Origin of the sequence: Luteimonas marina, from assembly GCF_007859325.1 — a bacterium.
GTDB lineage: Bacteria > Pseudomonadota > Gammaproteobacteria > Xanthomonadales > Xanthomonadaceae > Luteimonas > Luteimonas marina.
In genome coordinates, this window is record NZ_VOHK01000002.1 from 180557 (window position 1) to 193670 (window position 13114).

General features: G+C 70.7%; 12 protein-coding genes. 5 read left to right on the forward strand and 7 right to left on the reverse strand.

Annotation, left to right across the window (positions count from 1 at the left end):
* Positions 1-84: 84 nt before the first annotated feature.
* Positions 85-1566 (reverse strand): M23 family metallopeptidase, encoded by a 1482-nt coding sequence (locus tag FQY83_RS04925; protein ID WP_146385663.1) that lies wholly within the window; start codon positions 1564-1566, stop codon positions 85-87.
* Positions 1567-1747: 181 nt separating this feature from the next.
* On the opposite strand from FQY83_RS04925, the gene tyrS reads away from it, so the two are divergent.
* The gene (gene tyrS, locus FQY83_RS04930; RefSeq protein WP_146385665.1) at positions 1748-2965 is read left to right on the forward strand and encodes a tyrosine--tRNA ligase; all 1218 of its coding nucleotides are present in this window, start codon (positions 1748-1750) and stop codon (positions 2963-2965) included.
* Between the two features lie 28 nt (positions 2966-2993).
* Positions 2994-3485: an MgtC/SapB family protein gene (locus FQY83_RS04935; protein ID WP_146385667.1), complete on the forward strand. Its 492-nt coding sequence runs from the start codon at positions 2994-2996 to the stop codon at positions 3483-3485.
* 5 nt (positions 3486-3490) lie between these two features.
* On the opposite strand, the gene FQY83_RS04940 is transcribed toward FQY83_RS04935, so the two are convergent.
* The 3 genes from FQY83_RS04940 to FQY83_RS04950 form a co-directional block, all read right to left on the reverse strand.
* A complete protein-coding gene (locus FQY83_RS04940; protein ID WP_146385669.1) occupies positions 3491-3886 on the reverse strand; it encodes an MAPEG family protein in 396 nt (131 codons plus the stop codon).
* 237 nt (positions 3887-4123) lie between these two features.
* Positions 4124-5800, reverse strand: a complete 1677-nt coding sequence (locus FQY83_RS04945; RefSeq protein ID WP_146385671.1) for a M28 family metallopeptidase — start codon at positions 5798-5800, stop codon at positions 4124-4126.
* A gap of 254 nt (positions 5801-6054) precedes the next feature.
* Positions 6055-6729, reverse strand: coding sequence for a DUF4097 family beta strand repeat-containing protein (locus tag FQY83_RS04950; protein WP_146385673.1), 675 nt, complete (start codon positions 6727-6729; stop codon positions 6055-6057).
* A 177-nt stretch (positions 6730-6906) separates the two neighbouring features.
* Here FQY83_RS04950 and gpmI point away from each other — a divergent pair, with 177 nt between their 5' ends.
* The 3 genes from gpmI to FQY83_RS04965 all read left to right on the forward strand — a co-directional run bounded on the left by gpmI (position 6907) and on the right by FQY83_RS04965 (position 11290).
* Entirely contained in the window at positions 6907-8415 is a 1509-nt protein-coding gene (gene gpmI / locus FQY83_RS04955; RefSeq protein ID WP_238333409.1) for a 2,3-bisphosphoglycerate-independent phosphoglycerate mutase, read from the forward strand.
* Positions 8416-8423: 8 nt separating this feature from the next.
* Entirely contained in the window at positions 8424-9647 is a 1224-nt protein-coding gene (locus FQY83_RS04960; RefSeq protein ID WP_146385677.1) for a murein hydrolase activator EnvC family protein, read from the forward strand.
* A 137-nt stretch (positions 9648-9784) separates the two neighbouring features.
* Positions 9785-11290: a S41 family peptidase gene (locus FQY83_RS04965; protein ID WP_146385679.1), complete on the forward strand. Its 1506-nt coding sequence runs from the start codon at positions 9785-9787 to the stop codon at positions 11288-11290.
* A gap of 265 nt (positions 11291-11555) precedes the next feature.
* Here the strand turns inward: FQY83_RS04965 and crcB are convergent, their stop codons facing one another.
* The 3 genes from crcB to FQY83_RS04980 form a co-directional block, all read right to left on the reverse strand.
* Entirely contained in the window at positions 11556-11945 is a 390-nt protein-coding gene (gene crcB / locus FQY83_RS04970; RefSeq protein ID WP_146385681.1) for a fluoride efflux transporter CrcB, read from the reverse strand.
* Positions 11946-11955: 10 nt separating this feature from the next.
* Complete coding sequence (locus FQY83_RS04975; RefSeq protein ID WP_146385683.1) at positions 11956-12276, reverse strand: DUF1820 family protein; 321 nt, start codon at positions 12274-12276, stop codon at positions 11956-11958.
* Between the two features lie 110 nt (positions 12277-12386).
* Positions 12387-13079: a rhomboid family intramembrane serine protease gene (locus FQY83_RS04980; RefSeq protein WP_146385685.1), complete on the reverse strand. Its 693-nt coding sequence runs from the start codon at positions 13077-13079 to the stop codon at positions 12387-12389.
* Between the last annotated feature and the right edge of the window lie 35 nt (positions 13080-13114).

Genomic DNA, 13114 nt, shown 5'->3' on the forward strand with positions numbered 1-13114 from the left:
TTGTCATCCCGAACGCAGTGAGGGATCTCGCGTCCGGAGAGTAGATCCCTCACTGCGTTCGGGATGACAACCGGAGAGGGCGGCTCAGCCCTTCTTGCCGCCCGGAGCGCTCGCCGCGGCAACCTGCGGATCGTCCTTCGAAGGCTTCGCCGGCACGGTCGCGTAGATGATCTCTTCCACCTCGCGGATGCGCTCGAGCGCCGGCGCGGTCTGCTTGCGGAACTGGGCCAGCGCGGCGCCGCCCAGCGGCTCGGGCGGCGGCATGGTGTGCTGCAGCGGGTTGCGGTGCACGCCGTTGATGCGGAATTCGTAGTGCAGGTGCGGGCCGGTGGACATGCCGGTGGAGCCGACGTAGCCGATCACCTGGCCCTGCGACACGCGCTGGCCGCGCTTGATGTTGCCCAGGCGCGACATGTGCCCGTACAGCGTGGTGTAGCCGCGTCCGTGGTCGAGCACCACGGCGTTGCCGTAGCCGCCCTGCCAGCCGGCCGAGACCACGCGTGCGTCGCCGGCGGCCATGATCGGGGTGCCGGTGCGCGCGGCGTAGTCCACGCCCTTGTGCATGCGCGAGGTGCCCAGCACCGGGTGCCGGCGCGTGCCGAAGCGCGAGCTCAGGCGCGCGTACTGGATCGGGCTGCGGATGAAGCTCTTCTTCAGCGGCCGGCCTTCGGCGGTGAAATACTCGGCCTTGCCGTCGCGGTCGAAGCGGATCGCGGTGAACGGCTTGCCCTTGGCAGTGAACACGGCCGCGGTCACCGGGCCGCTCTTGATCAGCTCGCCCTCGCGCCAGGTCTGCTCGACGACGACGCTGAAGCGGTCGCCGGAGGTGACGTCGCGGTCGAAGTCGATGTCGTACTTGAACACGTCGTCAGTCAGCGTGTTGATCACCGCCGGACTGAGGCCGAGCTTGCGCGCCGAATGGAACAGCGACTTGCCGACCTTGCCGCTGACCACCGCGGTGCGGACCTCGACCGGGCGCTCGACCAGCTTCTCGGCGACCTTGTCGCCGGCGAGCGAGAGTTCGACGCGCTGGGTGTCGCTGCGGTCGTAGCGGAACGCGACCAGCCGGCCGTCGCCGGCCTGGTCGAAGCCGAGTTCGGCGCCGGGCCTGAGCCGGGTCAGCGCCTGCCTGTCCTTCGACGCGTCGAGCAACTGGTGCAGGGTGGCGGCGGGAATGCCGCGGGCCTCGAAGATCGCGCCGAGCGTCTGCCCGGATTCGACCTTCACCAGGTCCCAGCTGCGCTGCGCCGCGGCTTTCGCCGGTGCGACCGCCAGCGGCGGCAGCGGCAGCGACAGGGTGGTCGTGGGCGCGTGCTCGCTGGCGCGCATCGCGTTGGAGAAGCCCGGCACCAGCCCGATGACCAGCGCCCCGAGCGTGGCGAACAGGCTGGCGTGCGCCCAGTCGCGGCGCGTCCAGCGGCCGTTGAACGGGAATCGCGCGCCCGCGTCCTGCGGGTCGGCGAAACGCTGTTCGTTGGCGGTGTTCTCGGCGGCGGCCCGCAGGTTGTGCTGCCGGATGGCCTGGTGATGGGCGTCATCCGGTGACGTCTGGGGCGGCTGCGTCATGGAAGTGGTCCGAAGGGCGTGACGGGCGCGTCAGCGCGGTAACATAAGCACATGAATTGGGTGCGTCAAACCCTTGTCCGGCAAAGGGTTTTCCGGCGCCCTTGTCGTTAACATATATTTAATCCTTTCTTTCGACCGTCATCACATGCCGAGTGTGGCGGCCAGCCGAGCCGTGACCCCGATGAGCCAGCCAGCCCCCGATCCCGCCACCATGGACCTCCTCGCCCGCGGCGCCGACGAGATCCTCAAGCGCGAGGAGCTCGAAGCCAGGCTCGCGCTGGGTCGGCCGCTGCGGGTCAAGGCCGGCTTCGACCCGACCGCGCCCGACCTGCACCTGGGCCACACCGTGCTGCTGAACAAGATGCGGCAGTTCCAGGATCTCGGCCACCGGGTGATCTTCCTGATCGGCGACTTCACCGGGATGATCGGCGATCCGAGCGGCAAGAACGCCACCCGCAGGCCGCTGAGCCGCGAGGACGTGCTGGCCAACGCCGACACCTACGCCGAGCAGGTGTTCAAGGTGCTCGACCGCGAGCGCACCGAGGTGCGCTTCAACAGCGAGTGGTTCGGCGCGATGTCGGCCGCGGACATGATCCGCCTCGCCGGCCAGCACACCGTGGCGCGCATGCTCGAGCGCGATGATTTCGCCAAGCGCCATGCGGCGCAGCAGTCGATCGCGATCCACGAGTTCCTGTATCCGCTGGTGCAGGGCTACGACTCGGTCGCGCTGGAGGCCGACGTCGAGCTCGGCGGCACCGACCAGAAGTTCAACCTGCTGATGGGCCGCGGCCTGCAGGAGCACCATGGGCAGAAGCCGCAGGTGGTGCTGACCATGCCGCTGCTGGAGGGACTGGACGGCGTCAACAAGATGAGCAAGTCGCTGGGCAACTACATCGGCATCGCGGAAGCCCCGGTCGACATCGTCAACAAGACGATGAGGGTCGGCGACGCGCTGATGTGGAAGTGGATCGAGCTGCTGAGCTTCGAGATCGGCGTCGACGAGGCGAAGCGGCTGCAGGCCGACGTGGCCGCGGGCCTCAACCCGCGCGACGTCAAGCTGCGCCTCGCGCGCGAGCTGGCGACGCGCTTCCACGATGCCGCCGCCGCCGAGACCGCGATCGCCGGCTGGCACGCCGCGGTGACCGGGCAGGGCGATACCTCGCTGCTGCCGCTGCAGGACGTGGCGATTCCGGGCGAGGGCATCCGCATCGCCGCGCTGCTGACCGCGGCGGGGATCACGCCGTCCAATTCGGAAGCCAACCGCAAGCTGAAGGAGCGCGCGGTGAAGGTGGATGGTGTCGTGGTCGAGGCGCCGGATACCGCGTTCGCCCCCGGTTTCGAGGGCGTGCTGCAGGTGGGCAAGCGGAACTTCGCGCGGGTGCGGCTCGTCACCGCATGACGACACGCGCCGCGCGAGGCTGCGGCGCATGGAACCGGGAATCGCACAGCAGCTCGACGTCGTCGCCAGCATGGCGATGGCGATGCTGCTCGGCGGGCTGGTCGGCTACGAGCGCGAGCTCAAGCGCCGGCCGGCGGGATTCCGCACGCACATGCTGGTGGCCGGCGCGTCCGCGCTGCTGGTGGGCATCGGCCGGGTGACGGTGGAGGTGCAGGGCGCGTCGCCGGTGAACGACATCCTGCAGGTCGATCCGCTGCGCCTGGTCGAGGCCGTGATCGCCGGCGTCGCCTTCATCGGCGCCGGCACGATCTTCGGCGAGAGCCGGCGCGGCGGCGAGACCATCGCCGGCATCACCACCGCGGCCTCGCTGCTGGCGGTCGCGGTGATCGGCGTCGCCACGGGGCTGGACTACTACCTGGTCGCGGTGGCCGCAACCGCGCTGGTGCTGTTCGTGCTCGTGGCGCTGTCGTGGTGGGAGCGGCGCCAGGCGCCGGCGACTGGCGGGACGCGAGACGGCTGAGCCGTTCAGGCGTTCAGCGCCGCCAGCACCAGCAGCGCGATCACGCAGGCATATCCCGCCATCCACGCCAGGCTGCGCGCCATCGCGACGTCGGCGATGTAGAACACGCCATGCAGCACGCGCAGCGCGACGAAGGCGACCGCGAGCAGCGCGATGCGCCCGTGGTCGACGCCCCCCAGCTGCGCCAGCACCACGCCCGCGGCGAAGGGCGCGAAGGCCTCGAAGGCGTTGAGGTGGGCGGCGTTGGCGCGCTGCACCTTGTAGTTGCCTTCCTGCTTGGCGACCCATGCGCGCGGGTTGCGGTTGTTGTACTTCGGCGCGCCGGTCTTGGCGACGAAGATCCAGACATAGGGCAGCAGGGCGGCGATCAGCACGCACCAGTAGGCGGTGGCGAGGGTCATGGCGGGGCTCTCCTTCCGGGGTGGGCAAGAGTAGAGCAGGGTTTGCCGAGCGTGTCGTGGCGGTGGCCCCCACCCCAGCCCTCCCCCGCAAGCGGGGGAGGCGGTCAAACGCAGCCGCTTCTAGCTCCCTCCCCCGCCTGCGGGGGAGGGTTGGGGTGGGGGCCCGCCGAAGCCGCCATCCCGCAAACGGAAACGGCGCCTCCCGGCGCCGTTTCCTGAAGCCTGCAGAACGCGCGGCTACTGCACCGCCGCCCGCTGCGCATCGCGCGCGGCCTTGAACGGATTGCCCTCGTACCAGTTCGGCCACTGTCCGCCGTCGGCGAGGTCCTGGCCGACGCCGTAAAGCAGTTCGAGGTCCTCGACGATGCCGTCGAACTTCCAGCCGTCGTGGATCTCGTCGGCGGGCTGGTGGTAGCGCCTGCCGTACTCGTCGCCGGCGGCCTTGCCGGCCTCGGTGCCGCCGTCGAGCAGGTCGCTGCCGCCCTTGGCGTACAGCGCCGGCACGCCGGCCTTGGCGAAATTGAAGTGGTCGGAGCGGAAGTAATAGCCGCCGGCCGGGTTGCCTTCCTCCACCAGGGTGCGCTGCTGTGCGTCGGCGCGGGCCTTGAGCAGGTCCTCCAGCGCCGAGTTGCCCTTGCCGGTGACGACCACGTCGCGCGCGCGGCCGGCGACGCTCATCGCGTCGAGGTTGATCACGCCGACGGTCTTCTCCAGCGGGAACGACGGCTGCGCGACATAGAACTTCGAGCCGAGCAGGCCGGATTCCTCCAGGGTGACGGCGAGGAACACCACCGAGCGCTTGGGCGGCGTGGCCTTGAACGCTTCGGCGATCTCGATGATGCCGGCCACGCCGGTGGCGTTGTCGACCGCGCCGTTGTAGATCGTGTCGCCCTCGCCCTCGTGCTTGCCGAGGTGGTCCCAGTGCGCCATGTAGATCACGCTCTCCTCGGGCGCCTCGCTGCCGGGCAGGTAGCCGATGACGTTGCGCGAGGACTTCTCGCTGACGCTGCTCCGAAGGTCGAACGACAGCTTCGCCTTCAGCGGCACCGCCTTGAAGCCGCGCTTGTTGGCGGCGGCGTACTGCGCCTGCAGGTCGAGGCCGGATTCGGCGAACAGCTGCTTGGCCACCTCGCCGGTGATCCAGCCCTGGGCCGGGATGCGCGGCTCCGGATCATCGCTGGCGCGCAGGTCGAACTGGGCGCCGGACCAGGAGTTCTTGACCACGTCCCAGCCGTAGGAGGCGCCGTCGGTGTCGTGGATGATCAGCGCGGCGGCGGCGCCCTGGCGCGCGGCTTCCTCGAACTTGTAGGTCCAGCGGCCGTAATAGGTCATCCGGTGGCCTTCGAACAGCGACTCGTCCTTGGCATGGAAGCCCGGGTCGTTGACCAGGATGACGACGGTCTTGCCGGTGACGTCGATGCCGGCGTAGTCGTTCCAGTCCTGCTCGGGGGCGTTGACGCCGTAGCCGACGAAGACCAGTTCGCTGTCGTCGACGCCGACTTCCGGCTGGCCGGTGCGGGTGCCGATCACCATGTCGGTGCCGAACTTCAGTTCGCGCGCGTTGCCGTTGCTGTCGAGCCGGAGCACGGTGGACTCGTCGGCGGTGGTCTCGACCATCGGCACGGTCTGGAAGAAGGTGTCGTTGTCGCCGCCGGGCTGCAGGCCGATGCGCTCGAACTGCGCCTGGATGTAGTCGACGGTCTTGTCCTCGCCGGCCGATCCGGGCGCACGGCCCTCGAACTCGTCCGAGGACAGGGTGGTGACGAGGGTGCGGAAGTCGTCGGCGTCGATCGCCGGCTGGAAGGCGTGGTCGGCGGGCGCGGGCGTCGCGTCGGCGGCCGGCGCAGCCGGCTCGCGGCTGCAGGCGACCAGCAGCAGGCTGCCGGCGCAGGCGAGGAACAGGGAGGAACGCATTCGGTAGGGACTCCAGGGAAAACCGGAACCGCCGATTCTACGCCGGGAGGAAAAGCCGGGGTTGGAGTCGACTTTGACCCCGGGGTTTCAGGAAGCCGTCATTCCGGCGAGATGCTTCACAACAGCCGAAGGCTGGTCAAGCCGGAATCCATTTGGACTTTCGAGTCAAAGACACTGGATCCCCGCCTTCGCGGGGATGACGGCAAGTGAAGGATGACGGCAAGAAGAGCGTTGCGGCCCCTGAGGCCCGGACGTCATTCGCGCGGCGCGCGCGTCCCGCTGTAGCTCGTCGCCGTGGCGCCGGTGATCTTGCCCGTGCGTGCGGTCTCGTGCACGTACAGCGTCACCTCGCGCTCGAACTTGAGTTCGCCCTCGACCACCGCGTCCGGGCCGACGATGATCCGCGGCTTGCGCTTGTTCACCTGCACCGGGAACCAGTTCGAGGTTGGCTTGGTGACGGTGATGCCGCCGGAGACGTGCGAGCCGATGCCGACGGTGATGTCGCCGTTGACGGTTTCGATGCCGCCGTCGAGGTCGACGTCGACCAGGCCGATCGCGCCGTTGACGGTCTCGATGCCGCCGCCGATGCGGCCGCCGCGGTCGATGAAGATGCCGCCGTTGACGGTCTCGACGCTGCCGCGGATGCTGGCGCGCTCGCCGACGCGGATGCTGCCGTTCACGGTCGACAGGCTGTCGGCGGTGATGTCGTTGCCGGCGCGGACGCTGCCGTTGACGGTTTCGGCATCCTCGACGGTGGCGCCGGTCTCGATGGTGATGCTGCCGTTGACGGTCTCGACGTCGCCATAGGGCCGGCCGGCCTGCGCGACAATGCTGCCGTTGACCTTGCTGATGTTCTGCTGCGCCAGGGTGGGCCCGGCGGCCAGCAGCAGGGCGAGGGCGAGCGACAGGGAGATGCGGTTGCGCGACATGTTCGGGTCCTCGATCGTGCCGGGCGGCGCGGTTGCCGGTGCAACGGTCCGCGCCGTGGGTCGGCGTACAGCAACAGCATGCGCCCGCTTGGCTACAATCGCACCGGTCGAAAGTCACCGGGACTCCCGTCCGTGCCTGCAGCCTCCCCCGCCTCGTCCTCCGCCCGCCCCCGGCCCGTGGTCCTGCTGATCCTCGACGGCTGGGGCCATCGCGACGATCCGCGCGACAACGCGGTCGCGCTGGGCAACGTGCCGAACTGGCGCCGGCTGCTGGCCGAGCATCCGACCACGCTGATCCACACCGAGGGCCGCTTCGTCGGCCTGCCGGACGGACAGATGGGCAATTCCGAGGTCGGGCACATGAACATCGGCGCCGGCCGCATCGTCTACCAGGACCTCACGCGCATCGACGCCGCGATCGAGGACGGCAGCTTCGCAGGCAATGCCGAACTCAACGCCGCCTGTGATGCGGTGCTGGCCGGTGGCGGCACCCTGCACGTGATGGGCCTGCTCTCGCCCGGCGGCGTGCACAGCCACGAGAACCACATTTTCGCGATGCTCGATCTGGCCGCGAAGCGCGGCGTGCCGCGGGTGGCGGTACACGCCTTCCTCGACGGCCGCGACATGCCGCCGCGCTCGGCCGAACCGAGCCTGCGCGCGCTGCAGGCCAGGTGCGACGCGCTGGGCAACGCCCATGTCGCCAGCGTCGCCGGCCGCTACTACGCGATGGACCGCGACAAGCGCTGGGAGCGGGTGCGCAGGGCCTGGGACGCAATCGTCGAGGCCATGGGCGACGCGCCCGACGCGCTGTCGGCGCTGCAGGCCGCCTACGCGCGCGGCGAGAACGACGAGTTCGTCGATCCGACCGCGATCGCCGGCGCACGGCCGATGGCCGACGGCGACGCGATCGTGTTCATGAACTTCCGCGCCGACCGCGCGCGCCAGCTCAGTGCGGCGTTCGTGTCGCCGTCGTTCGACGGCTTTGACGCACGCCGCCCGGCGCTGTCGCGCTACACCTGCCTGACCGAATACGACGCCACGCTGCCGGCGCCGGTCGCGTTCGCGCCCGACAACCTCGCCAACACGCTCGGCGAGGTGCTCGGCGCCAACGGCATGACCCAGCTGCGCATCGCCGAGACCGAGAAGTACGCGCACGTCACCTTCTTCCTCAGCGGCGGCCGCGAGGATCCGTATCCCGGCGAGGAGCGCATCCTGGTGCCGAGCCCGAAGGTCGCCACCTACGACCTGCAGCCGGAGATGAGCGCGCCGGAAGTCTGCGCGAAACTGGTGCAGGCGGTGGAGGACGAGCGCTTCGACGCGATCATCTGCAATTTCGCCAACCCCGACATGGTCGGCCACACCGGCGTGCTGTCGGCGGCGATCACGGCGGTCGAGACCGTGGACGAGGCCGTCGGCGAGATCATCGCCGCGGTGCGCGCGAAAGGCGGCGAACTGCTGGTCACCGCCGACCACGGCAACTGCGAGATGATGCGCGACCCGGTGACCGGCGAGCCGCATACCTCGCACACCGTCGGCCCGGTCGACCTGGTCTACGTCGGCAGCCGCGACGCGACCCTGCGCGGCGGCGGCGCCCTGCGCGACCTCGCGCCGACCATCCTCGACCTGCTCGGCGTCGACAAGCCCGCGGAAATGACCGGTTCGACCCTGCTGGTCGCGAAGGGGTGACCGCAACGATGCGCGTGCGGCTGGCCTGGGCGGCGCTCGCGCTGCTCGCGGCCGGGTTCGCGCCCGCGCCCGTGCAGGCACAGCAGAACAGCCGCGAGGCCGAGCGCCGGCTCGAACGCGTGCGCAAGGAACTCAAGGACGTCGCCAGCGAGCGCCGCAGGCTCGAAGGCGAGCGCGGCGATGCAGCGAAGCAGCTGCGCGACTCCGATGAGCAGGTCGCCCGCTCGGCGCGCACGCTGCAGGGCACCGAAGCCGAACTCGCGCGCCAGCAGGCCGCACTCGCCGAACTGGACGAAAAGCGTGACGCCCTGCAGGCGCGCATGGGCGCGCAGCGCGAGGAGCTGCAGGCGCTGCTGCGCGCCAGCTACACCGCCGGCAATGCCGCGCCGCTGAAGCTGATGCTGGCGCAGGACCAGGTGGCCGATGCCAGCCGCGCGCTCACCTACCACCGCTACCTGCAGCGCCAGCGCGCCGACCGCATCGCCGCGCTGCGCGGGGAACTGGCCGAACTCGAGGCGGTCGAGCGCGAGATCGGCGAACGCCGCGCCGCGCTGGAGCGCGCGCGCGAACAGCAGCGCACGCAGGTCGCCGCGCTCGAACGCGACCGGCGCGATCGCGCGCAGACGGTGGCGCAGCTGGACAAGCGCTACCGTGACCGCAGCACGCGCGAGCAGGCGCTGGGGCAGGATGCGAAATCGCTCGAACGCCTGCTGGCGCGGCTGCGCGCCGCCGCGGCGAAGGCCGAGGCCGAGCGCAAGGCCGCCGCCGCGCGCGCCGCGCAGCGCACGCCGTCCGGCGAACGCGCGCCGGGCAGGCCGCCGGTCGCGGTCGCGCGCACCGCGCCGGTGCAGGTCGGTGGGCTCGGCTGGCCGCTGTCGGGCGCGCTGCTCGCCGGCTACGGGGCGCGCATGCCCGACGGGCGCAGCAGCAACGGCGTGCTGATCGGCGCCGCGGCCGGCACGCCGGTGCGCGCGGTCGCCGACGGCACCGTGGTGTTCGCCGAATGGATGACCGGCTACGGCATGATCCTGATCGTCGACCACGGCAACGGCACGATGAGCCTGTACGCGCACAACGACGCCCTGCTGAAGGCCGCCGGCGACGCGGTGAAACGCGGCGACGCGGTCGCTACCGTCGGCAACTCCGGCGGGCAGGGGCAGCCGGCGCTGTACTTCGAACTGCGCCGCAACGGCCAGCCGGTGAACCCGAACACCTTCCTGCAGAAACGCTGAACAGGCCGCGTCAGCGGGCGCCGCACGGACCGCGGCGGCAGGCTCCGCTTCACCCAAGGCCGGGATGGGCCCGCATAATCGGACGAACCCCGCGCGCGCCGCGCGGTCCGACCTTCATCCCGTTCCGGAGTGCCTGCATGTCCCGTCGCACCTCGCCGCTGCTCGTCGCCCTGCTGCCGCTGGCGCTGGCATCGCCGTTCGCGCCTGCGCAGGACGCGACGCCTCCGGCGGCGGAACAGGAGGTGCCGGCGCCGGCGGAGCAGGCGCCGCAGGCGCCGCCGCAGGACGCCGCGCCCGCGCAAGCCGCGCCGGTGGACGGGGACACGCCTGCTCAGGAACAGGAAGAAGCCCCCGCCGCACCGGCCGCCGACGAGGAGCAGGACGCCGCCGTCGCCGCCAGCGACGACCCCGACGCCATCGAAAGCGCCGCGACCAAGGTGCCGCTGGAGGAAATCCGCCGCTACGTCGGCCTGTTCAACGCGATCCGCGAGGGCTACGTCGATCCGGTCGAGGACCGCAAGCTGATGGACTCGGCGATCCGCGGCCTGCTGTTCGACCTCGACCCGCACAGCGCCTACCTCGAAAAGCGCGCGGCCGAGGCCTTCGACGAGGGCACCACCGGCGCCTACGACGGCATCGGCGTGGAGGTGCTGCAGCTGCCCGACGGCAAGGTGCGGGTGATCGCGCCGATCGACGACACGCCGGCGGCCAAGGCCGGTATCCGCTCCGGCGACACCATCGTCGCCGTCGACGGCAAGCCGCTGACGCCGGCCGACGCCGAAGGCCACGGCCCGCTGCGCGGACCGCCCGGCAGCAAGGCCGTGCTCAGCATCGTGCGCGAGGGCGAGGTGAAGCCGCTGGAGATCACCGTGCACCGCGAGACCATCCGCGTGGCCAGCGTGCGCGGGCGCATGCTCGAGCCCGGCTACGGCTACGTGCGCATCAGCCAGTTCCAGGTCGAGACCGCGGAGGACTTCGCGCGCACGCTGGGGCGCCTGCAGGGCGAGGCCGGCGGCGCGCTGAAGGGCCTGGTCATCGACCTGCGCAGCAATCCCGGCGGCCTGCTCACCTCGGCGGTGCGTATCGCCGACGACCTGCTGGAGAAGGGCGGGATCGTCAGCACCCGCGGCCGCAACAGCGTCAACGACACCGAATTCAGCGCCACGCCCGGGGACCTGATGCAGGGCAGGCCGGTGGTGGTGATCGTCGACGCAGGCTCGGCGAGCGCCTCGGAAGTGCTCGCCGGCGCGCTGAACGACAACGGCCGCGCGCGCATCGTCGGCAGCCGCAGCTTCGGCAAGGGTTCGGTGCAGACGGTGATGCCGCTGGGCAACGGCGACGCGGTCAAGCTCACCACCGCGCGCTACTACACGCCCAGCGGGCGCTCGATCCAGGCGCGCGGCATCGATCCGGACGTGGTGCTCAAGCCCGACACCACCGAACCGAAGCTGGTCTCGACCTTGCCCGGCTACACCGAAGCCTCGCTGCCCGGCCACCTGCGCGGCGACGAGGAGGACGGCTCGGCCGCCGGCGACGTGCTCGACGGCGACGGCCCGATCGAGGCCGCGTTGGCGGAGCTGAAGAAACCGAAGCCCGAGGTGGCGACCGCACCCGCGGCCGCGGACGCGCCGAAGCGCGACTAGGGGCTGTTGCCGCGTTCGTGTTTCGCCGACTGCGCGCCCGGATCCTCCGCACCTGTCATTTCCACACCTGTCATTTCGCACACCCTGTCATTTCGACCGCAGGGAGAAATCTTCCTGCCGGAGTGCGAGACCTGTCGTGCGTGGATGGTTCATTCGAGCGCGACAGGACGACTGCGGCCGGGCAGGAGATTTCTCCCTGCGGTCGAAATGACAGGGTGTGGTGGCAGGACAGGTGGAACGATGCGCGCTGCCCGTGTCCGGGCATTCAGCCGCCCGGTGCGGTGAGCTTCAGCCCCAGCAGCACCGCCACCAGCCCCAGCAGCACGCTGCCGCCGACGTAGCCCGACGCGACCAGCCACTCGCCCCGGCGCAGCAGCTGCGCGGTTTCCAGCCCGAACGCCGAGAACGTGGTGAAGCCACCCAGCACGCCGACGAACAGCAGCAGGCGCAGGTCGGCCGTCAGCCAGCCGGACCAGCGCTCGGCCAACCCGGCGAGCAGGCCCGCCACCAGGCAGCCGGCGAGGTTCACGACGAAGGTGCCGAGCGGGAACTTCTGCGGCGCGACGGCCTGCATCGTCCACGTCGCCAGCAGGTAGCGCGCGATCGAGCCGAACGCGCCGCCGAGGCCGACCAGTGCGATCCCCTGCAGCGTCATCGCGGCGCCTTCAGCGCGGTTTCGCCGGCAGCGGGAACGGCGTGACCACCTTCTCGCCCGACTCGGCGTCGCGGATCGCGGACTGGCCCTTCTTCTCCACTTCCTCCACCCGCAGGATCGCCTGCATCGGCAGGTGCAGGGCGCGGGTGTTGCCGAACTCGTCGCGCAACCGCTCCTCGGTCGGGTCGACGACCAGTCCGTCGTGCACGTCGAACACCAGCTCGGCGACCTCGACGAAGCCCCACAGCCGGCCGCTGTCCACGCGCCGCGCGTACAGCTCGTAGACCTTGCCGTGGTTGAGGAAGGTGACCTTGTAGAGCGTTCTGGACATGGAGTGGATTATAGGAGCGCGATTGGTGATTCGTGATTGGTGATTGGAAAAGGCAGGAGCGTCACCGACGCCCTTGTCGAATCACCAATCACGAATCACCAATCACGGCTTCAATACCCCTTCAACCGCCGCAGCCGCCGCGCGATCGCCCCGCGCGAGGCGATCGCGAACAGGATCCCGAACAAGAAGCCCGCCGCGTGCGCCGCCCAGGCCACGGCGCCGAAGGCCGGGCCGATGTAGGCGAACACGATCTGCAGCACCGCCCAGACCCCGATCAGCAGCGAGGCCGGCGCGCGCACGAATTCCAGGAACAGCCCCAGCGGCACCACCACCCCCAGCCGCGCCTGCGGGAACAGCGCCAGGTAGGCGCCGATCACCGCCGACACCGCGCCCGAGGCGCCGATGATCAGCCGGTCCGGGGCGCCGATCACCAGCACTGCGAACAGGTTGGCCAGCGCCCCGCCGAGGAAGAACAGCGCCAGCAGCCGCCACGGCCCCATCACCCGCTCGGCGGGCAGGCCGAAGATCAGCAGGAACACCAGGTTGCCCAGCAGGTGCGCCCAGTCGGCGTGCAGGAACAGCGCCGTGGACAGGCGCAGCCACTGCTGCGGCTCGGCCCAGACCTGCCACGGCCCGGCGCTCGCCGAGCCGCCCGCCAGCGCGCCCCAGTCCAGCATCAGCGCCCGCTGCGAGGCGTCCGAGCGCGACAGCGCGAACAGGAACGCCGCCCACAGCAGGGCCGCCAGCAGCGGCGTGGCCCAGCGCAGCGAGGCGCGGGTGCGGGTGGGGACGGACACGAACATGGCGCCACCTTACCCGCTCCGGCGGCGCCGGTTCA